This window comes from Austwickia chelonae NBRC 105200, from assembly GCF_000298175.1.
GTDB lineage: Bacteria > Actinomycetota > Actinomycetes > Actinomycetales > Dermatophilaceae > Austwickia > Austwickia chelonae.
On sequence record NZ_BAGZ01000008.1, the window covers coordinates 98,407 to 119,230 of the forward strand.

The window sequence follows — 20,824 nt, forward strand, 5'->3', positions numbered from 1 at the left end:
AGTACTACTCAGCCCTCATGGAACTCCCAAGCGAAGCTGGCGAGGCGGCACTGGCGGCCCTCAGGGACATTGTATACAAGCGCGACATTTACGAACAGTGCAAGGACACCCGAGTTATGCAAGTCTCGCTAACTAGAACAGTGTCCGACGCTTCCATCAATGGTCAATTTACCCGCATAGTCCAGCGTGAGCGGAAAGAGAAGCCTTTTACGCTAAAATACGTTGACCGCGAAGGCCATGAGATCTCTTTCGAGGGCCGCAGCCACGCTACTCCGCCTACCAACATCCACGTTCTGATTGGTCGGAACGGGAGCGGAAAAACACGACTGATTCAGCGTATGACCCACACCCTAATGGCGGGCGGCGAGTCAGAATACGGCTACTTTGAATCTGACGCCAACGACCACGCTGATGCGATCGGAAACGTCGGCTACATTTCTTTCAGCGCTTTTGATCACAGTCCACCTCTCACTCCGGGATTGAATGGCGTCGATATTCCCGTATTTAATGTCGGCCTACGAAAGAACGTGCGAGCCTCCGCCGACGGTCAAGCGGACGATGCGCCTCTTTCCAGCCGCAGCAGCCGCGAACCCAAACGACTTGGCGAAATTATCCGCGAAGAGGCGCCGCTGCAAGATGCCGTGGCAATCAAAGACTACACAGATATATTGGCCGATATGGCCGCAGCCCTCTATGGATGCAAAATGCGGTCGCAAACACGATGGGAGCAGGCAGTGGAAACTCTCCAATCAGACCCACTATTTGCCAACGTTGAACCTCTGCGATTTATCGACGAACTGGCCCCTGCAGCGCCTCAAGAGCCTCCTAGGCTGACCAGCTCGGGGGAGCGCCGCTTCGAAAAGCTAAGTTCGGGACACCAAGTAGTCCTGTTGACGGTCACCGCTCTTGTCGCAAATCTCGAGGAGCGAAGTATCGTCTTCTTCGACGAACCAGAGGGGCACCTTCACCCACCCCTACTTGCTGCACTTATTCGGGCCGTATCCGAGCTTCTGGAGAAAAATAACGCTGTTGCACTTATAGCGACTCACTCGCCTGTCGTTCTGCAAGAAGTCCCATCGAAGTGCGTTCACATTGTCGAGAGACACGGTGACGCGGGGTCTTTAAGGTCTCCGATGAGCGAGACGTTTGGTGAGAACGTTGGGGTTCTGACACGAGATGTCTTCGGCCTAGAAGTGGATGCTTCAGGATTTCATCGACTAATTCGCGAAGTTGTCACCGGTACTGGTTGTGATTATGACGCCACGATTGCGAAGTTTAATGACCAGCTAGGAAGTGAAGCGCGCGCGCTTCTGCGCGCCATTCAGCCCTCACAACGCGAACCCCGTTTGGATTTCTAGCCATGCGGTCATTGAATCTTCCCGCACACTGCATAGACTCAGTCTTAGACGGCGTTCATTTTCGCCCCCCCCTGGAGGATCAGGTAAAGAACTCCAGGCTAGCGCTGAAACGGCTAGAGTCGGCCTATATAGCCCACGCTCAGACAGCTGCCCTGTATGAGATGCCAGGTCACGCAAAAAGCAATAGATGCGCTATCCCCATGACCGACTGCGAATGTCGGTATATCTACAAGCAGTACGTTGTGAATCATAAAAGGCGGGGTATATACGATGAGCTTCTCGGTAGGCAGCAACAGCTTTGCCCCTATTGCAGCATAAATCCAGCTGACGAGCTAGACCACTACTTGCCACAGGGGGAATTTCCCACTCTGGCATTCACCCCTGCCAACCTGGTCCCAATTTGCGGTAAATGCAATAGAGTGAAACTTCAAAGTGTCCCGAATCAAGAGTCGACCCGCTACCACCACGCATATTTTGATTATCTCCCGGGCGGTTGTTGGATCCTCGCAAGCTTCAAGAGTGATGAAGAGTCGGGCGTTCTTACCTTTTCATTGGCACCGCAAGATACGGCAACCTCCGACCGTGACTATCAAAGACTTTGTGCGCAGTGGAAGCAACTTAAACTTCAAACCCAATATGAAGCGCTATCAGCTAGCGAATTGCCCGTAGTCCTCCAGGAACTGCGCCTCTCACAATCCACCGAGCTTCCGCCTTTAAGGATCAGAAGACATCTGGCCGACGAAGCCAACCGGGCGAACGCTAAGTTTGGTCCCAATCACTGGCGAACCTTGAGCTACAAGACATGGTTCGAGAGCCCGCGCATGCATGCCCGCCTTGAGCAGGCCTTGGCGCAGTTTCAAACTCCCCCCGATCTTTTGTGTCACGTGTCGCCTGCATGACGCCGAGCCGACCGCCGAGCATCCAGCCCACTTCTTGTGGACTCAAGGCCGCTTGACAGGCATCGCTACGCGAAGGCCTACGGCCACCCCTGAAACCACCGCTCCGTGAGCCTCTTGTGCTCCGGTATCGGGTCGGCGCCGCACACTGGTCTGGCAGCAGGGCAACGCCCCCGGTGTTCATTGCAGGCATGGACGAGAGGTGTGGGTTCTGGTCCGGGTGCGTGGCCGCATTTCGGCCGTACGCCCACAGAGAACGACCGGCCCGAGGCGACCCGATACGTACGGTCGTCGCAGGCCAAAGCGGTTGGCCGCCGCACGGCTAGTCCGCTGACGCTCGCAATGAAGTGGTCGCCGCCGACCCGAAGGCCGAGCATCCGGCCGACTTCGGACCGCATCAAGGGCGCTCCTGTGTCGCGTCGCTTCGCGATGGCTGAGCCGCCCCTGACCCGGACCTTCGACGGCCTCTTGTGCTCCGCTGACTTGTTAAGTGGGGGAAGGCATCAAGGGGTCTGCAGCCCTAGGGTGCCAAGGACGCCGGTGGGCCTGATTCTTTGTGCTCCGTGCCGCCCTCGTGGCTGGCTTGCCTATAGCCTGTCCGGCTTGCCGGCGTCCGTCGCGGCGTGACTCAGCAGAGGCGTGACCGACCTTGAAGTCAGCATGTCCGCCGCGGGTTTCACTTCTCCCGATGGAAGGGCAACCCTCATGATCACGATCGGAATCGACCCGCACAAAGCCTCGATCACCGCGGTTGCCATCGGCGCCGACGGTGCCGTCATCGCACGGGCCCGCTTGGTCGTGGACCGCGACTTGCTGGCCCGGTTGCTGGAGTTCACCCAGCGCTTTCCCGAGCGTCGCTGGGGTGTTGAGGGGGCCAGCGGTCTGGGCCTGGGGGTTGCTCAAGCCTTGGTCAGCGCGGGGGAATCCGTCGTCGATGTCCCGGCATCGTTGGCGGCGCGGGCTCGGCTGCTCTCGACCGGCGCGGGCCGCAAGACGGACGCCGCGGACGCTTTGGCCGTGGCCCTGGTCGCCCAGCACCACCACGGGCTCCGGCGCGTGCAGCCTGAGGATCAGGCCACTGTCATGCGCCTGGTCGTGGACCACCGCGAAGAGCTCGTAGGTGAACGCACCACCGTGGTCAACCGACTACACAAGCTGCTGCGCGAGCTTATCCCCGGCGGGGCACCCGTACGGCTGACCGCCAAGCAAGCCAGCGAACTGCTGCGCCACGCCCGGCCCCAGACCGAAGCTGACCGTGTCCGCAAGGACCTCGCCCGCGATCTCCTTACCGGCATTCGGCACCTGGACGCGCGCATCGCCGCCGTGACCAAGCAGATCGAAACCCTCGTCGCAGCGTCGGGGACCACGCTGACCGAGATCACCGGCGTGGGGCCCATCGTGGCCGCCACGATCATCGGCCACACCGGCGACATCACCCGCTTCCCCACAGCCGGGCATTACGCCAGCTTCAACGGGACCGCTCCGGTCGATGCCTCCAGCGGGGAGAACACCCGCCGCCGGATGAACCGCCTCGGCCATCGTCGCCTCAACTCCGCCCTGCACATCGTCGCGGTGACCCAAATGGCCCGCCCCAGCCCGGGCCGGACCTACTACCAAGTCAAGAAGGCCGAATCCAAGACTCCCCGCGAAGCCCGCCGCGCCCTGAAGCGACGCCTCTCCGACGTCATCTACCGGCGCCTGCGCCGAGAACAACTGCGCGCCCTGCGACACGCCAGCTAACCCCGCAGGACCGGACCGCCCGAGCATACGGACCCCGCCGCACGCCTCAAGGACGCTGCGCGGTGCTTCGCACCTGCCTTCGGCAGCCCTTGACCCGCGCGGCAAGCTCCGAACCACGGCTAGTGTCCGGCCCCGACATGTATTCACAAGCCCAAGGCCTTGACACACAGAGGCGCTATCGGTTCGGTGGCTTACCTTGCCCAGCCCGTCTGGGGCGTGGCGAGGTACACGCTTACGTCCTCGCTTTGAGTCAGAAGCGCTACGAACCAGCGTGAGCAGTGCGAGGCCACACGAGGGGAACGCCGCAGGTGGGGTCACCAGCACCGTGAACAGCCGAAGCAATACGAAACTCAGCCATGCGACACAGGTGGTTGAGGGTTCGAGTCCCTTCTCCAGCTCTCTGAGCAGTGGCTTCATCTCGCCGGGTGTGAAGCCATCGTTTTATTCACCTTTAGACGGTCGGTCCACGGGCTGTCCAGCTCCAATACCGCCACCACGCCGAGGTCTGCTGCGCTCCTGCCAAGGTAAACGTCTTAGTCCATCGAGACGCAGGAGCGACCGAGTTGGTTGACGATCAACCGGGCTGTGAGGCCGGACTCGTCCAGCACGCTCGCGGTGGTCTTGCGCCAGGCGTGCGAGGTCACCTAATCCATACCCGCTTTCTTCCGTGCCCCAGCCAGATACCGATCGCAGCCGAGCTGCGTGCTGCCATCGCGTCCGGCGTCTACGCCGCCGGTGATCGCCTCCCAGAGGAGAACGCCCTGATAGAGGCCTACGGAGTGGCCCGGATGACGGCCCGTCATGCCTTGGGCATGCTCCGCAACGAAGGCTTGACGTGGACCCGCAAGGGCGCCGGGGTCTTCGTGCGCGACTTCCGCCCCATCGTCCGTAACAGCATCGCCCGCGTCAGTGAGCGGCAATGGGGCGCGGGGCGCGCCATCTGGGAGGACGAGACCGACTCGCGCAACCTGGTCGTGGACTCTGTGGACGTCACCCCCGAGGCTGAGGCCCCCGCTGATGTACGCCAGGTGCTCGCCCTCACCGAGGGGGAGAAGGTCACGATCCGTAAGCGTCGGTTCGTCCTCGACGGGAGCCCGTCACGGTAGCGACGTCCTACCTGCCCGCCCGCATCGTCGCAGGCTCCGCGATCACCCACCCTGGCGGCACCCACGCCCGGCTGAAGGAACTCGGGCATGCACCCCAACACTTCAGCGAAGACGTCATCGCCCGCATGCCCACGCCCGAGGAGCCCCCCAGGCATTGGACATCGGCCCCGGCACGCCCGTCCTGGACATCACCCGCATCGCCGTCACCGCCGACGGCACCCCCGTCGAAATCAACCACATGACCCTCGACGCAGCCGCCTTCGTCGTCCGCTACAACTTCGACGCGTGAGTTGGATCCTGCGAATCAGGGCACGGGATCGCGCGTCTTGCCCCCACCATGTTCTCGGGCCTGGCAAAATGGTTGCCGTGGAAGAGGACTCGCGGCATACGGGGCCCCTCACCAAGACCATCAGCTTCTGGAAGGTCATGGTTGAGGATGCCCAAGGGGCCAGGACGTCAACAGGCATGACTGCCCAAGAGTGGGAAATAGGCCTGGGAAAACTACGGCAACGTTCACTGCAGGAGCGGACCGTGCCTGCTTCCGACGGACAGCTCATGGGGCGCCCATTCCTTGTCGAAGAGGAGTATGCAGTCGCTTTAATGTCGCCGCGCGACGAAACCTCGTGGCTCGCAGTCCTCAATCAGGCGGGATCTGACGTCGATCACGAGACGAGCGAGCTTGAATTGGCAGAGAATCAGTCGCTGGTCGAGACGAGCGTGGTCACGTTCATTCCGGGGCTGAACAACATCTTTGGAATCGTGACTGGCTCTCAGGCGGCACCAAAGGCATCAGCGTTCGCCCTATGGCTGACCAAAATGTTTCCGCCCACGGATGGGTCCAAGTACACTTTCGTGGCTGATCCATGCGTATCCAAGAAGATGCGGGAAAAATTGGTAAGGTCTGACGGGGTGACCTCAGCAACGGTGCGCGTCAGCACCACACAAGCCAACGTCATGCGCCAAGCTCAAAACAACTTGGTTCGCAGACTCGGCGAGTTCATGCAAACTCTGCAGTCTTCCGATGAACTCCAGGTCACCGTTACCCTTACGGTTCCGCCGGGCCAGACTCCAACTAAGGACGAGGCTCGCAACGAGTTGCGCGATCACACCCGGGCACTCCTGGAAATCCCCGGGGTTGATAAGCTGTCGGCCAAGGTTCTGAGCGATCACGAGGACCGTCGGCGGAGGGAAGAAATCAATTTCATCAATCAGAAATTGAGCGTCAAGTCCCTCATTATGACACGCGACGACGACGGCAGGCTGATCAAGGACGACAGCGCGGTGCGAGCCATCAGGAGCAGGGCGACCGACGAGGCGCTCTTGGCGGAGCTCACGGCCGCTGACAGGACGTGACATTTGCCCTAGCCTGAGGGCTGTCGGTGGGCGATGGGAGGGTGCTGGGCATGGGGTTCAAGAAGATGACTTCGAGGGGCCGCGCGGCCGCGATCGCTGCGACGGTCGAAAACTGGTGGCTCTCCAAATCAAAGGCGGACGTTCCGGTTTTGCTCATGATTCTGGCGCTCCTGGCGGTCTCCCACAATGTTTGGGGGGTTTCGCTACTGTTGGGGGAAGTCCCACCTGAAAAGAGGGTCTCTCTGTACACCGCATGGGCGGTAGTTATTTCACTCACCGGAACTTTGGCTAGCGTCAGCATCGGCCAGTATGTTTCCGGTAGGGGTGACCGGGTGATGCTCCTCAAGAAAGTCTATGGCTCTGAATTGAGTCGTATCTGGCGAGGGACGTTCTTGGGCTCCGGTTTGGCTGCCTTGCTGTTCCTAATCGCTGCGGTGCTAGACGCTCGATCCACAGTAGATTCGTACGCGGGAATCTGGGTTTTCATCGCTGCCGCCCTCCTGGCTGTCCTCAAGTTCTTCAGGCTCGCGCTGCTCTTTAGTCGCGTGATTGGCCTCATCGTGACGGATGACGTGTCGCCGTTGTCTCCGACACCGATTGCTATCGATAAGAGCTACTTCACCAGTACAACATCCAATGAGGGCGGATCGCAGTGCCATTGAGCCGCGCACGCAAGGAGTTTCCCTGCCGTCCATACTCGTGGCCTGCATCGTGTGATGCTCCGGCTGCGGGAGCAATATCTGTACTCTCTCAAGAGCGCCGCGCTGCGCGACGGCGGGGACTCACGCTCCGGGCTGCGCTGCGTGCATCCCGCCCAACAGCACTTCGCCGGGGGCCGTCTGCGTTGGCAGCGCCCTTCTGCTCTGGCTCAGCTGAACGTGCTTTGTCCTTCTCTGCCCGTAGCGCGGCGTGTCGAGCAACCTTGACCAGCGCAAAGCGCAACAGCGGCAGAACGTCAACTCGTCTTCGCCGGAACCATGCAAGGAGCGCGGGCCCGAAGAACCAGAGAAAGATCGTCGGAGCGACGCTTGGCTCCGAGAACAGGATCATCATCGCGGACAGGGCGAGCGCAACCGTTACGAGCGCAGGCAACGCAAGGGAGCCGATGGCGGCGCCTCGCCCTATGGTGCCCCGGGCAACGGTAGCCTGCACGAAGGCGCGCGCATAAAAACACTCTAAAAGTAGAAACGTAAGCCAAACTAAGGATCCGGCCCCGAGGCTGGTCAGATCCGGGACCTTAAGGCGAGTGGTGCTGGACCATAGCATTACAGAGACGGGCACCACGAGTGCCCACGCGGCACTCCTCTTCATATAGGCAAGCCAGGCGCGTACAATATCCTTGGCTGCATTCCATATCCTGATCTTCTTTGAATCTTCTACCCCCTCTTTGGAGAGCTCTTGCAGTCTCGACTGATTGGACTCTTTGGGCGACGCCTCTACAGGTTCAGTCGGGGCAGCTTTCGTCTGCTCTGGAAGGGCGGAATACAACCGCCGAGCCTTTTCGGCCAGTTGATTGCTCCCCTCGATGGACTTCATGAGCGCGCCTGGCGGCCGCTGCAGGGTCGCTGCGAGTGCACAGAGAACCACTGGGAATGCGAGCGCAATCGGCCCAAGCGTCGAAATCCGCTCGCAGGCCAGCGCTGAAGGGATGGCTCCCCAGCTTGCGATAGCAGAGAAATACAACGCTGCTATGGTCGTAGTTGAAAGCGCATTGGCTTCTTCGTCACTGGTGCTTTTCCAGTCTTGAAACTGAACGGCAACGAAGAGTGGTAGGCAGAATGACGCTATTGCTGCCAGCAATCCAGATGGGTCGGTGCTTGTGTTCTTTGAGCTGAAGATCCACCCAAAGTATTCAAATGATAAGAATTGACATGTCGCTGGGCTGCTCCCCATGCAATCAACTGAGTTCCGAACGAAGGAAGCGTAAGTCAAGAGTAGGGATGACACAAGGGAAGCAAAACACGCAGCTGCCGTGCCAATGACGACTTGATTGGGGTCATATATCTGCCTCTGTGAAGCTGCGCTATCCAACCCGTTCGCGACCGGCGATGGCTCTCCGTCGGCCCGCGATCTTGGTGTATTTAGCTTTACAAACGGTTCCCCCAGTGCCCACGCCGCAATCCTTCCTGCCGAGACGCGTAGCCGCGTCTTCGCCATACACTCGCGCATCTAAACAGGTCCTTCCGGTGCAAGCCTTCTGTTGGGCAGTATGCGCCACGGGCAGGCCAATCGCTCTCGATGGACGCTGACGACCCGGCGCTGAGCATCCGCAGGTCTCCGTACCCGCGTCCAGGGCGCTCCTTCGTCGCGTCGCTTCGCGATGGCTGCGCCACCCTTGACTCGGGCACTGCGTCCGGCTCCCGTGCTCCGCTAAGGGTCGGCGGCTCTGTCTGGTCAAGGCAGGTGCGGTCACCGGGCAGCTCCCCATCGTTTTGCCCATCTTTTTGCCCCCGAGACGACCGAAGCGGTCGAAGCGCAACGAGACACAGCCGAACAAAGTGTGCAGGTGGGGCCGCTAATACAGCGCACAACCAAACCAACCCGAAGCGCCACGAGTCGAAACAGAAGGGCGAGGGTTTGGGCCTCTTCTCCAGCTCTATCGCTGAGTGGCAGTTACCGGGGCCTTCGCGTAGTGGAACCCGCTGATATTGCTAAGGCAGCCCGGGCGAAATGCAGTAGGGCGTCTTGGTGTGCCGTCAGGCGCCGGTGACGACTCGGATGAAGGTGACCGGGCGGGCCGTGTCGTTGAGATAGGCGTAACGCTGATCGGTCCGGATGGTGGTGGTCTGCCCGGATGCTACGACAAGTTGTTCGTCCTCCAGGACGAGAGTGAGCGTTCCGGAGAGGACGTGGTGGATCTCCTGGGCGCCGAGTCGATCAGGTTCCGCCTCGTAACGCACCTGAGGGTTGAGTGTCCAACGCCACAGCTCGGCGCGAGGGTCGATCGTCGCGCTGAGCAAGAGCGCCCGACTGTCGCCAGGTCCTTGCCAGGCGAGTATTCCCTCCATTGCGTGAGGCACCGGTTCCGCTTCAGGAAGGGCGATGGCGGCGAAGTCGGTGCCCAGGCCGTGAGCGATACGGTCGATGGTGGCGAGGCTCGGATTGGCCTGGCCCAGCTCGATCTGGGTCAGCATCCGCCGACTCAGCCCGCTGACATCGGCCAACCGCTGCACACTCCAGCCGCGCTGCTTGCGCATATCCCGTATCCGGCGACCGATGCGAAGGACGAATGTCGACGCGGCCGCCATCTGCTCACCCATGACGCGCATTATAGTGCGCAAAACTATTGTCCCTCAGTAATAATGCGCAGTATAGTGCTCATTCATGCGGGTTGCCCCGAATCCTCAAGCGCCTGAGCACACGCCCTGCCATTCCCTCAGGTGCGAGATGAGCGACAGTACGCCGGCCTGGGCCGCAGCGCGGAACATCAAGAGCACAGAGGACGGACATGGTGCAGATCAAGGAATTCGCCGTCGAACAGTGGATGAACGAGTACGAGGAGACATGCCGGTACAACCTGGCCGAAACCTGCGTGCGCTCCTTGACCACCGGTGACCTGTTGAAACTGTCGGGACGCAGGGAAGAAGTGCTGGCAGAACTGGAAGCCACACAGCTGACATACGGACCGATCACCGGGAGCCCACGGCTGCGCGCGCTGATCGCAGACCTCTACGAGAAACAACGCCCTGAGAACGTGCTCGTCACGCACGGCGCTGTCGGTGCGAATGCCCTGGTGCACGCCACGCTCGTGGAACCGGGGGACCACGTGGTCACGGTCGTGCCCACCTACCAGCAGCACTACTCCATCCCGGCCAGCTATGGTGCGCGCGTCTCCCCTCTTCGCCTGCGGGAGAACCAAGGTTGGCTGCCAGATCTGGACGAGCTGGAGCGACTGACCACGGACGACACCCGGCTGATCGCGATCAACAACCCGAACAATCCCACGGGCGCGCTCATCGACGAGCAAGGACTTCGGCGCATCGCCCAGATCGCAGACCGGGTGGGGGCGTGGGTGTTGTGCGACGAGGTCTATCGAGGGATCGACCAGGACGGCGACGGGGTCACCGCCTCGATCGCGGACCTCTACGTCCGAGGCATCTCCACCGGAAGCATGTCCAAGCCGTTCTCCCTGGCAGGCCTCCGCCTGGGATGGATCGTGGGCGCCACAGACCTCCTGGACCGGGTGGCCGTCCACCGCGACTACACCACCATCAGTGTGGGACGCATCGATGACGCACTGGCGGCACTGGCCCTGGAACACCGACAGGTGATCCTCGACCGTGCCCGCCGGATTGTCCGGACCAACCTTGCGATCCTCGACGCATGGGTGGCCGGCCGCCCAGACGTCCACTACGTCAAGCCTCGCGGCGGTACCACCGCCCTGTTGCGATACGAGGCACCGCTGGACTCCTACGAGTTCTGCACCCGTCTGCTCAAAGAGACCGGCGTCATGCTCACCCCCGGCGCAGCCTTCGACCTCGAACGGACTGTCCGCATCGGCTACGCCGATGACACCGAAACCCTGATGACTGGCCTTCGCCTGATGGGCCAGTTCCTGGACGGAAATCAGCCCTAGTGATAGAAGCGGCGTTTATCGCGTGACTTATACGGGTAACATGTGGCGCGAGCGATGCAAAGAGAGTTGCGCGCGACTGCCAAGACAGTGGCAGAGGATCGAGCTTCCCGTAGGTTCGACGTCGGTGGTCCAGCGTCGCCATCAGAAATCTGCTGATCTCGGCAGGACATGTCGATGAAACTTGGAGCGGCCTTGAAGAGCATCCGAGCTATTATCTGCGGCACCGGAACTGTCCTGTTCATCTCAGGGGTGCTCCTCTACCTTTATGGCAACAAGAGCATCAGCTTCGCTCTCATTCTGCTCGGAGTGATCGAGATACTTGTCTCGACAATTTTTTTGAAAAAAATCCCAGAAAGCGCCGTCGGGGAGACGGAGCATGAAGTCGCCCATCGAGTAGTCGATGTCACATACATATTAGCCGGTTTGACTCTGGCCTATTTTCTTGACAATTGGTTCTTGGTGGGGCTGTCAACCCCAGGAATGGTGGCCTTCTACATCAGAAACTCACGCCGTCGAGTGACTGCCTGAAAAAGAAGATGCCCGGTCGCCCGAGGGTCAACGCGGGACCGATTGCGGTCAACGCACGGCGTCGCCGGAAAATATCCACCGTCCGCTCAAGAAAAGGCCCGAACCGGCACAGCGAGGTCACCTATGGTCGACAAGACACCCGACGGGCGACATATCGTCGTCGGCGGCCGCCGCTGGCGAGCCACCGACCCCGCCATCCCCGACGCGCTACGCACCGAACTGGTCGCCGAACTCATGCAAGCCCGCAGACTCGTCCGCACCGACCCCACCAGCGCACGCCCCCGCGTCTCCGACGCGAAAGTAGCCCTCGGGGAACGCGGCGAACCCTGGTGGGAACCACCGACACGACAAGGACAAAGCGACCGTGCAGCAGCAGCCATCCGTGCCCTGCTCCGCCGACGCGCAGAAGGAACGATCTGCCCCAGCGAAATCGCCCGCATCATCGGCGGCACCGACTGGCGCGAAAGCCTCGACCTGGTCCGCGAAGTAGCCCGAGAACTAGCCGCCGCCGACATCGTGCGCATCCAACAGAAAGGCCTCGTCGTCGACCCCGCGAAGACACGCGGCCCGATCAGAATCGGACCAGGCGACCGCCTCACCCCGCCCGAGCCGCGAACCACCGAGAAAGCAACCCCAACAGACACCCAGCCTCGCACCCCGACCGGCGAAGACGTCGCCGACAAAACAGCTGCCGATGCGGACGGCCGCCCATCGGACTAGTGTCCGACATATGTCAATAATCAGACACCTGACCGTGATTGGCGCTGCGCCATCCGAGCGACGCCACCCGCCGACAGCGGCCCGACCTTGACAGCCCTCCGGCTGGCAGTCCTCGGCCCGACCCGACACCCGATCGCCTCACCATTCGTCGGTGGACAAGAAGCCCTGGTAGCCACGACCACCCGAGGCCTACGCGCCCGCGGACACCACGTACTCCTCTACGCAGCAGCCGGCTCCGACCCAGACCTCGCCGACGAACTCATCCAGTTCCCCACCCTGCCCACACTGAGCGCCATCGCCGCACTCGACCCCCACCTGCCCGAACCCCAATTCTTCGCCGACCACCACGCACTCGACGGTGCCATGCGAAACCTCCTGACACGCACCGACATCGACGCCGTGCTCAACCACAGCCTCCACCCGACACCAGTTCTGCTGGCCCCCCTCATCCGCCAAATCCTCGGCGCACCGACCCTCACCACCCTCCACACCCCACCGATCCCCTGGCTCGACGCCGCCCTCGCCCTCGCCGGACACCAATCCCGCCAGATCGCCGTCAGCGCCGCCCTCGCCCGACAATGGACCTCACCACCACGGCGCCCGGACGTCATCCTCAACGGCATCTGCCTCGACGAATTCACCCCCGGCCCCGGCGGCCCCGACCTGTGCTGGATAGGCCGGATCACCCCCGAAAAAGGCGCCCACCTCGCCATCCGAGCAGCAGCCGCCGCCGGATACCGCCTTCACCTCTGCGGCCCGATCTACGACAACGACTACTTCCACCGCCACATCTCACCCCACATCGGACCAGACGTCCGCTACCACGGACACCTCAGCAACCAACAGGTGTCGAACATCGTCGGCACATGCGCCGCACTGCTCGTCACCCCCAGATGGGAAGAACCCTTCGGTCTCGTCGCCGCCGAAGGACCACTCTGCGGCACCCCCGTCGTCGCCCTGGCCCGCGGCGGACTGAAAGAAGTGGTCACCGCACACACCGGCGTACTCGTCGCCGACAACGGAGACGACGACACCACCCTCACCGCACGACTGGCACAAGCGATCCCCCAAGCCACCGCACTCTCCCGGCAACAAGCCTGCGCCACCGCCAGAACCACCCTCGGCGCCGACCGCATGCTCGACCAATACGAAGAACTCATCGCAGAAGAACTCACCACCCGGGCCGACATCAGAATGCTGAACCGGAAAACACCCCGACCCAGCCCCGACGACACCACCCGGCACCCGAAAACCCCACCCACCCGAGTCCAAGCCATCCCCGCCGGACACCCCTACACCCGGACGATCGCCACCGCCTGCACCGAAGAACTCACCACCTTCCTCCACGACCCACCGATCCCCGGCGCACCCCCCGGGCAATGGTGGCCACACCCAGCCCTCGAAGAGAACTGGATCAGAACACACGCCGACCGAATCGACGTCGTCCACCTCCACTTCGGATTCGAACACCGCACCCCCGAACAGATCCGACGATGGACCGGCGCACTCCACGACACATCCACCGCCCTCGTACTCACCGTGCACGACCTGACCAACCCCCACCTGACCCACCCCGCAGAACACGCCCGCTACGCAGAAAACCTCCGACTGCTCACCGCCGCAGCCGACGACATCCTCACCCTCACCCCCGGAGCCGCCACCCAGATACACGCCCGCTGGGGACGCACCGCCACCGTCCACCCCCACCCCCACCTGGTGAACCGGACCTGGCTGAACCGCGAACGACCCGAACACGACGGCTGGGTGGTCGGAACACACCTGAAAAGCCTGCGCGCCAACATCGACCTCCACAGCGCCATACGAGAACTCCCCACCGCCGTCAGCCGCATCCCCGGCGCCCGACTACGCCTCCACCTCCACACCGACGCACTCCACAAGAACCACCCCCGCCACAACACCGAACTGGCCAGCCTCGTCGCCAACCCACCCGACACCGTGGAAATCCTCGTCCACGACCCCCTCGACGACACACAACTGTGGAACGACCTCCTCGACGCCGACCTGGCCGTCCTGCCCTACCGCAGCGGCACCCACTCCGGCTGGCTCGAGATGTGCCACGACCTCGGCACCCCCGTCCTCGTCCCCAGCACCACCGGACACCTGGCCGAACAACGCCCCGCCTGGACCTGGAACCCCCACACCGACGGCGACCTCGAACGCGCACTCCGAGCAGCCCTCTCCGCACACACCGCAGGACTCCGCGCCACCCGCCCGACAACACGACGACGCACCGAAGAACTCACCCGGATCGCCACCCTCCACGAACGCATCTACACGCGACTACGGTCACACAACAGACTCCCCCGGGAAGTCGGCGCATGACACCCACCACACCCCCACACCGGATCGGCTACTACATCCACCACCACGGCGCCGGCCACCTCACCCGAGCCACCCAGATCGCCCACGCCCTCCGCCAACCGGTCACCGGCCTGTCCTCACTGCCCGCGCCACCGGACTGGCCGGGCGAATGGATCGACCTCGACCGCGACGACCGACCACCCCACAGCACCGACCCAGAAGAAACCGCCGGGGGAGTGCTGCACTGGGCACCCCTCCACAACGACGGCTACCGCAACCGGATGCACACCATCGCCGCCTGGGCAGAACACACCCACCCACACGCAGTGATCACCGACGTCTCCGTCGAAGTGACCCTCCTCCTACGCCTCCTCGGCATACCAGTCATCGTGGCCGCAATGCGCGGAGACCGCACCGACCGGGCACACCAAGCGGCCTACGACCTCGCCTCCGCACTCCTCGCGCCCTGGCCCGGCACCCTCCCCGAACCCGACTGGCCACCCCGGTGGCGACACAAAACAGCCCACGTAGGCGGCCTGTCCCGCTTCGACCAGCCAGAAAACACCTCCCGGACCGGACCCACAGAGCAACCACCCACCCCGGCGACCACCCACCCCCCAACCAGCCACGACCTGACCATAGGAGTGCTGTGGGGCACCGGCGGACAAAGCTGGACCCAAGCCGACCAGGACCAAGCCGCCGCCGCGACACCACACACCCGCTGGACACGCCCCACCGACCCCGACGCAGTCTGGCCCATGCTCCGCACCGCCGACATCGTCGTCACCCACGCCGGACAGAACGCCGTCGCCGAAGTCGCCGCCGCCCGAAAACCAGCCGTCGTCATCAGCACCCCCCGACCCCACGGCGAACAGGACGCCACCCTCGCCGCCCTCGACCGGGCAGGCCTGGCCGCCACCCACCGCGGCATCCCCGAAGCCCACCGCTGGCCAGAACTCCTCGAACAAGCCCGACACATCCCCGGCGAACGCTGGACCACCTGGTCCGACGGACACGGCGCCCGACGGGCCGCCGCCCTCGCCCACACCATCGCCTCCGGACGCCGCATCATCGGTGGCCTCGCCGTCATCACACTCGTCTCCGGACGACACGAACACCTCCGCCGACAGATCGCAGGACTACTCGCCGGAACCCACCTGCCGGAACACCACATCCTGGTCGCCATCGACGACCCGACAGTCCCCGACACAGCCGCGACCGCCACCCTCGGCAGCGACACCGCAACCCTCCACCCCACCATCGTCCACATCCCCCGCGACGACACCGGCCGCCTCCCCCTCGCCGCCGCCCGCAACACCGGAGCACGCCGAGCCCGCGACACCGGCTGCACCGACGCGATCTTCCTCGACGTGGACTGCATCCCCTCCACCGAACTCGTCGCCCGCTACGCGCACGCCCTCCACCAGGACCCCGACGAGAACACCCCGCGACCAACCATCTGGGCAGGACCGGTGACCTACCTACCCGCAGACGCACTCACCCCAGGCGACAACGCAGACCCCGCCACACTGCTGCGACACCGCTCACCACACCCCGCCAGACCCGACCCACCCCCAGGCACGGCAACAGCCGCCGACGACCTCCGACTGTTCTGGTCGCTGTCCTTCGCCACCCGACTCGACGACTACGACCGACTCGGCGGCTTCTGCACCGACTACACCGGCTACGGCGGCGAAGACACCGACTTCGCGATGACACTGCAAGCCGCAGGAGGACACCTGATGTGGCTCGGCGGTGCAGACGCCTACCACCAGCACCACACCGTCACCGACCCACCGACAGAACACCTGACCGACATCGTCCGCAACGCCAACCTGTTCGCCACCAGATGGGGCTGGCACCCGATGCAGGGATGGCTGGAAGCATTCGCCGCAGCCGGACTCGCCCACTTCGACCCCACACACCACGAATGGCGGACCACCACCGGAAACGGACCATGACCCGCCACACGGCCAGCACCACCGAAAGCACCGTGCTCCACGTCGTCCTCGGACCCGACACCCACGGAGTCACCCGACACGCCCACACCCTGCTGGCAGAACCAGCCCTGGCCCGGCACCGGCGCATCCACCTCACCGACCCCTCCGGACTCACCTGCCTACCGACCGCAGACCTGACCCACCTGCACCTGACCGACCACCTCGTAGCCGACAGCGCAGAAGCCTGCGCCGACGTCATCCAACGACTGGCCGGACACCGTCATATCTCGCTGACCCTGCACGACCTGCCCCACCCGGACGACGACCCGGCCCGCTACCAGCGCCGCGCCCGAGGATATGCCCGCATGGCCGCAGCCGCCGAAACCGTCGTCGTCGCGAGCCGACACGAAGCACGACTGCTCCAGAACTGCCTGCCACCCGGGGAACGACCCACCCCGGTGGAAGTCGTCCCCCTCCCCATCCCACCGCCCACCTTCCCCCACCCCACACCCGGACGACCACGACGTCACCCGCACACGGGAAACAACCAGGACCTCGTCGTGCTCGGATTCCTCTACCCGGGCAAAGGCCACGTCGACGTACTCGAGACCATCGCCGAACTGCCCCCACAGATCGGCATGATCGCCTTGGGCGCACCCTCACCGGGCCATACCGGCCTCGTCGAACAACTGCATAGGCACGCCAGCGAACTCGGACGACGCCTCCTGGTCACCGGACATGTCCCCGACAGAAGTCTCCTCGAAAAACTCTGGACGGCAGGCATCCCCGTGGCCCCACATCGACAAGTCTCCGCATCGGGCACCCTCAACACCTGGATCGCCGCCGGACGCCGCCCCCTGGCACCGGCCAGCCCCTATGTCACGGAACTACTCGAACGGAACCCCGACAGCATCCTCGACTACGGCCCCGGCACCGACCACACCGACCTGCACGAGGCCGCCACCGCTGCGCTCGCCGACCCGTGGCTCACCTGGCAGGACCCGCGCCGACCGCACCCCGGGCCACGTGCGGCGGACTGCGCGGCCGTCTACGCCGACGTCCTCGACCGGACCGTCGTCCGTCTCACCGCAGGAGCACACCATGCCGTCACCTGACAGGACGACCGGGCCCCGCCCCGCCCGCACCGGCGTCGTCGTCATCACCTACGACGACCAGACCGGATTGGACAGATGCCTGGCCGCCCTCGACCGGCAGACCGACCCGGACGGGAAGACGCCCGAATTCACCATCGTGGTGGTCGACGACGGTTCCCGCCGAGCGCCCCGGCTGGGACGAAGGTGTCATCCGACCAGCCTGATCCGGCTCCCGGACAACGGCTTCCAAGCAGCCCGGGCACGTAACGCCGGCGCTCGAGCCCTGATCGGACAAGGGTGCGGGACGCTGCTCTTCCTCGACGGCGACATGATCTGCGAGCCGGACTACGTGGACCGGATCGGCGCATCCTGCCGTGATGCCGCCTCGGCCGCCGAAGGTGCCGCCCGAGGTCGTGGCCTGGCGGTGGGCCGGCGTCGCCATGCAGACCTGACCGGCCTGGACGTCGAACAGACGATGGCCTTCGTCTCAGGTGCGGACCGCCCGGCCGCGCGGATCCTCACCGACCCGAGCTGGTTGGCCGACGGGTACGCCGCGACAGCAGACCTACGGAACGCCGACGAGCGGTCCTACCGTTTCGTCATCAGCGCGGTACTCGCGCTCACCTCCGAGCTCTGGCAGGCGACACAGGGTTTCGACGACGACCGCTTCACCTCCTATGGCGGCGAGGACTGGGAGTTCGCTCATCGTGCCTGGCTGGCCGGTGCGGCCCTGCGCCACGAACCTGCCGCGGTGGCCTGGCACGACGGGCCTGATGCCGGCGGACGGGAGCGTGATCCGGCTGCCAAGACCAGGGAGACGGTACGGATCGCCGAGACGATCACCGCACCGGGCGCCCGCGATCCCCGTGTCCGCTGGGACTTCCCCGAGATCGCCATCGACCTCGACGATCGCCGCCTCGCCCCCGAGACAGTCCTCCTACTGGCCGCCGACCTCCTGGCCGGCTCCGACGCCCGCGCGTGGCTGCGCGACGGCACTGTCGTGCGTCAGGGACTCTGGCCGGCAGGTGACACCCGGCTGTCGATCGGGCCCGTTCCGGCGGAGGTCCGGGCCCGCTGCCGGTTCGTGGTCGAGGTCACCGACGCCGTCGTGCCGGAGGGCACCTTGGCTCAGCTGTGCGCGCTGGGCCCGGCGGCCTACGAAGGTCTGGTCGTGCGGGCCAGCCGGGCGGACGCGCAGGGTGAACGGCCTCCGCGCCGCAATGCCCCGGCTCTGCGGCGGCTCACCCGAAGCCGCCATCTCGAAGGAGTGTGGGGTGGGTGGGTGGACCGCCATGACGGCCTGCGTCACGACGTGGATCTGGCACTTCAGGAACATCTTGGCCCGGCGGTTCAGGTCGTCGATGTGCGGGCGACGGCGGACCTGCTGGGCGCGGCCCCGGGTGCGCCCTACGTCGTGACCGTGGTCGACATCGGGGCCAACCCGCTCGACGAGCCGCCCTACCGGCCACTCCTGGAGGCCGGGCTGGCCCGCGTCGTCGGCTTCGAACCCCAGCCGCAGGCGTTGGCTCGTCTGGCGGGCGCGCGGTCCGAGCAGTACTGCTATGTCGGTGCGGCCGTGGGTGACGGTGCCGCGCACCGCCTGTACGTCTGCGCGTCCGACGGCTTCAGCTCGTTGCACCCGCCGGATCCGGGGCAGTTGCGGGTGTTCTCCGATTTCCCGGAACTGGCTGCGGTCACGGAGGTGCTGTCGTCGGTGACGACGCGGGTCGACGACCTGCCGCAGATCGACCGGATGGAGCTGTTGAAGATCGATGCCCAGGGCAGTGAGCTGATGATCCTGCAGGGTGCGCCTCGATTGCTCGCGTCGACGGTTGCGGTGCAGGTGGAGGTGGGTTATCACCGGCTCTACCGCGGTGCGCCGTTGGCCGGTGACGTGGATTGCGCGTTGCGGGAGCACGGTTTCGTGCCTCATGCCTTCGTGTCGACCCGTACCTGGCCGTTGGCTCCGGTGCCCTGGAGTGACCCTTTCCAGGCCTCTGCGCGGCAGTTGGTCGAGGCGGATCTGCTCTATGTGCGCGATCCGGCCCGTCTCGATCGGCTCTCGTGTGCGCAGTTGCGGGCCCTGGTGCTCGTCGTGGTGGGTGCCTATCGCTCCCCGGGGGTGGGGCTCGTCGTGCTGCACGAGTTGGTGCGGCGAGGGGAGATCTCCGGTGAGGTGCTCGAGGCGTTCCGGGCGATCTGGGTGTCGGATGCTGCCGCCGGGTGAGCGTCGGGGGGATGTCTGGGCTTCTTCTGGTCGCTGGGGGCCTGTTCTGGTCACTGGAGGCCGCGACTTTCGCGGCCTCCAGTGACCAGAACAGGCCCCCAGCAGGGCATCGCTCGAGGGCGCCCACCATATTTGCGTGACATGTCATTCATCTGTCAGGATGGGCGCGACGGCGCGACCCACGAACGGGCCCCGTCCGGAACACGGCACCAACCTCCCGGCAGCACACCGGGACCATCGATCGGAGCAACTGTGACCCACGTCGTGCTGATCCCCGGCAGCATCCGCAACGGATCGTTCAATGCCACAGCCCTCGACCGCTTCGCCGATCTCGTCCTCGCCCAGGAGCCCGACGCCCGGATCTCCCGGATCGACATCTCCGCGCTGCCCTACTACGACGAGAGCCTCGACGCCACCGACACCTCTCTCCCGGTGCTCGCCGCCCGCGAGCTCGTCGCCGACGCCGACCTCGTCGTCATCGCGAGCCCTTCCTACAACGGCCAGGCCCCCGGCGTGCTCAAGAACACCCTCGACTGGCTCTCCCGCCCGTACGGGCGCAGCTGCCTCGTCGGACGCCCCGTCGCCGTCATCACCGCATCCCCGGGCCCCCGCGGCGGGAAGGACGCCCAGGCCGGCCTCGTCGAAGCCCTGCGTATCTCCGGCGCCGCAGTGCTCCCGACCACCGCCGCCATCGCCGGAGCCGGCGAGGCGCTGGCCGCGACCACCGCCGAGAGCGCGCCCGGAACAATCCGGCAACTCTCCGCAGTATGGGAAGCAGCCCTCGAGCACCTCGCCCAGGCAGGACACGCCCAGGCCAGCTGAACACCGAGGAATGCGTGCTGCGGATCCCGACCCGCCCGCGAACCGCAGCACGCAGCACGCACCGCGCACCACGGACATCACCCTCCGTAGGCCCGGTTCAGGGTGCGGCTCTAGGCTGCCCACCGGAACCAATCCGGCGACG

17 protein-coding genes are annotated in these 20,824 nt (G+C 64.4%); 15 read left to right on the plus strand and 2 right to left on the minus strand.

Features of this window, described 5'->3' with window-relative positions:
- Positions 1-17: 17 nt before the first annotated feature.
- The 7 genes from AUCHE_RS16140 (at position 18) to AUCHE_RS07155 (ending at position 7,115) form a co-directional block, all read left to right on the plus strand.
- The gene (locus AUCHE_RS16140) at positions 18-1,358 is read left to right on the plus strand and encodes an ATP-dependent nuclease (protein WP_162137227.1); all 1,341 of its coding nucleotides are present in this window, start codon (positions 18-20) and stop codon (positions 1,356-1,358) included.
- Positions 1,359-1,777: 419 nt separating this feature from the next.
- Positions 1,778-2,257, plus strand: coding sequence for a hypothetical protein (locus AUCHE_RS16585; protein WP_143114750.1), 480 nt, complete (start codon positions 1,778-1,780; stop codon positions 2,255-2,257).
- 702 nt (positions 2,258-2,959) lie between these two features.
- Positions 2,960-3,994 (plus strand): IS110 family RNA-guided transposase, encoded by a 1,035-nt coding sequence (locus tag AUCHE_RS07135; protein WP_006502609.1) that lies wholly within the window; start codon positions 2,960-2,962, stop codon positions 3,992-3,994.
- A gap of 632 nt (positions 3,995-4,626) precedes the next feature.
- Positions 4,627-5,100: a GntR family transcriptional regulator gene (locus AUCHE_RS17465; protein ID WP_006502610.1), complete on the plus strand. Its 474-nt coding sequence runs from the start codon at positions 4,627-4,629 to the stop codon at positions 5,098-5,100.
- A 154-nt stretch (positions 5,101-5,254) separates the two neighbouring features.
- On the plus strand, positions 5,255-5,389 hold the full coding sequence (locus AUCHE_RS17720) for a hypothetical protein (RefSeq protein WP_281242612.1): 135 nt from the start codon (positions 5,255-5,257) through the stop codon (positions 5,387-5,389).
- A 77-nt stretch (positions 5,390-5,466) separates the two neighbouring features.
- Positions 5,467-6,453 carry a hypothetical protein gene (locus AUCHE_RS07150; protein WP_155889043.1) on the plus strand — a complete coding sequence of 329 codons (987 nt, stop codon included), beginning with the start codon at positions 5,467-5,469 and terminating at the stop codon, positions 6,451-6,453.
- A gap of 50 nt (positions 6,454-6,503) precedes the next feature.
- Entirely contained in the window at positions 6,504-7,115 is a 612-nt protein-coding gene (locus AUCHE_RS07155) for a hypothetical protein (protein WP_006502612.1), read from the plus strand.
- Between the two features lie 88 nt (positions 7,116-7,203).
- Here AUCHE_RS07155 and AUCHE_RS07160 read toward each other — a convergent pair whose 3' ends face one another.
- The gene (locus AUCHE_RS07160) at positions 7,204-7,989 is read right to left on the minus strand and encodes a hypothetical protein (protein WP_143114755.1); all 786 of its coding nucleotides are present in this window, start codon (positions 7,987-7,989) and stop codon (positions 7,204-7,206) included.
- 1,160 nt (positions 7,990-9,149) lie between these two features.
- Positions 9,150-9,713: a helix-turn-helix domain-containing protein gene (locus tag AUCHE_RS07165; protein WP_052024861.1), complete on the minus strand. Its 564-nt coding sequence runs from the start codon at positions 9,711-9,713 to the stop codon at positions 9,150-9,152.
- Between the two features lie 188 nt (positions 9,714-9,901).
- On the opposite strand from AUCHE_RS07165, the gene AUCHE_RS07170 reads away from it, so the two are divergent.
- The 8 genes from AUCHE_RS07170 (at position 9,902) to AUCHE_RS15610 (ending at position 20,682) form a co-directional block, all read left to right on the plus strand.
- A complete protein-coding gene (locus AUCHE_RS07170; protein WP_217994358.1) occupies positions 9,902-11,029 on the plus strand; it encodes an aminotransferase in 1,128 nt (375 codons plus the stop codon).
- Between the two features lie 174 nt (positions 11,030-11,203).
- Positions 11,204-11,557 carry a hypothetical protein gene (locus tag AUCHE_RS07175; protein WP_006502616.1) on the plus strand — a complete coding sequence of 118 codons (354 nt, stop codon included), beginning with the start codon at positions 11,204-11,206 and terminating at the stop codon, positions 11,555-11,557.
- Positions 11,558-11,680: 123 nt separating this feature from the next.
- On the plus strand, positions 11,681-12,277 hold the full coding sequence (locus AUCHE_RS07180; protein WP_006502617.1) for a DUF3253 domain-containing protein: 597 nt from the start codon (positions 11,681-11,683) through the stop codon (positions 12,275-12,277).
- A gap of 87 nt (positions 12,278-12,364) precedes the next feature.
- Positions 12,365-14,620: a glycosyltransferase gene (locus AUCHE_RS17250; RefSeq protein WP_006502618.1), complete on the plus strand. Its 2,256-nt coding sequence runs from the start codon at positions 12,365-12,367 to the stop codon at positions 14,618-14,620.
- Positions 14,617-16,560, plus strand: coding sequence for a glycosyltransferase (locus AUCHE_RS17255; RefSeq protein WP_006502619.1), 1,944 nt, complete (start codon positions 14,617-14,619; stop codon positions 16,558-16,560). Before AUCHE_RS17250 ends, AUCHE_RS17255 begins: the two co-directional genes overlap by 4 nt.
- Complete coding sequence (locus AUCHE_RS16925) at positions 16,557-17,654, plus strand: glycosyltransferase family protein (protein ID WP_006502620.1); 1,098 nt, start codon at positions 16,557-16,559, stop codon at positions 17,652-17,654. Before AUCHE_RS17255 ends, AUCHE_RS16925 begins: the two co-directional genes overlap by 4 nt.
- Complete coding sequence (locus AUCHE_RS16155; protein ID WP_006502621.1) at positions 17,641-19,860, plus strand: FkbM family methyltransferase; 2,220 nt, start codon at positions 17,641-17,643, stop codon at positions 19,858-19,860. Before AUCHE_RS16925 ends, AUCHE_RS16155 begins: the two co-directional genes overlap by 14 nt.
- Before the next feature lie 252 nt (positions 19,861-20,112).
- On the plus strand, positions 20,113-20,682 hold the full coding sequence (locus tag AUCHE_RS15610) for an NADPH-dependent FMN reductase (RefSeq protein WP_006502622.1): 570 nt from the start codon (positions 20,113-20,115) through the stop codon (positions 20,680-20,682).
- The last annotated feature ends 142 nt before the right edge of the window (positions 20,683-20,824 follow it).

What these genes read in the sequence shown, in the direction of transcription:
- AUCHE_RS16140 (WP_162137227.1), top strand. Translation starts at nt 18, where the DNA reads ATGGAACTCCCAAGCGAAGCTGGCGAGGCGGCACTGGCGGCCCTCAGG.
- AUCHE_RS07135 (WP_006502609.1), top strand. Translation starts at nt 2,960, where the DNA reads ATGATCACGATCGGAATCGACCCGCACAAAGCCTCGATCACCGCGGTT.
- AUCHE_RS07155 (WP_006502612.1), top strand. Translation starts at nt 6,504, where the DNA reads ATGGGGTTCAAGAAGATGACTTCGAGGGGCCGCGCGGCCGCGATCGCT.
- AUCHE_RS07160 (WP_143114755.1), bottom strand. Translation starts at nt 7,989, where the DNA reads ATGAAGTCCATCGAGGGGAGCAATCAACTGGCCGAAAAGGCTCGGCGG.
- AUCHE_RS07165 (WP_052024861.1), bottom strand. Translation starts at nt 9,713, where the DNA reads ATGGGTGAGCAGATGGCGGCCGCGTCGACATTCGTCCTTCGCATCGGT.
- AUCHE_RS07170 (WP_217994358.1), top strand. Translation starts at nt 9,902, where the DNA reads ATGGTGCAGATCAAGGAATTCGCCGTCGAACAGTGGATGAACGAGTAC.
- AUCHE_RS07175 (WP_006502616.1), top strand. Translation starts at nt 11,204, where the DNA reads ATGAAACTTGGAGCGGCCTTGAAGAGCATCCGAGCTATTATCTGCGGC.
- AUCHE_RS07180 (WP_006502617.1), top strand. Translation starts at nt 11,681, where the DNA reads ATGGTCGACAAGACACCCGACGGGCGACATATCGTCGTCGGCGGCCGC.
- AUCHE_RS17255 (WP_006502619.1), top strand. Translation starts at nt 14,617, where the DNA reads ATGACACCCACCACACCCCCACACCGGATCGGCTACTACATCCACCAC.
- AUCHE_RS16925 (WP_006502620.1), top strand. Translation starts at nt 16,557, where the DNA reads ATGACCCGCCACACGGCCAGCACCACCGAAAGCACCGTGCTCCACGTC.
- AUCHE_RS16155 (WP_006502621.1), top strand. Translation starts at nt 17,641, where the DNA reads ATGCCGTCACCTGACAGGACGACCGGGCCCCGCCCCGCCCGCACCGGC.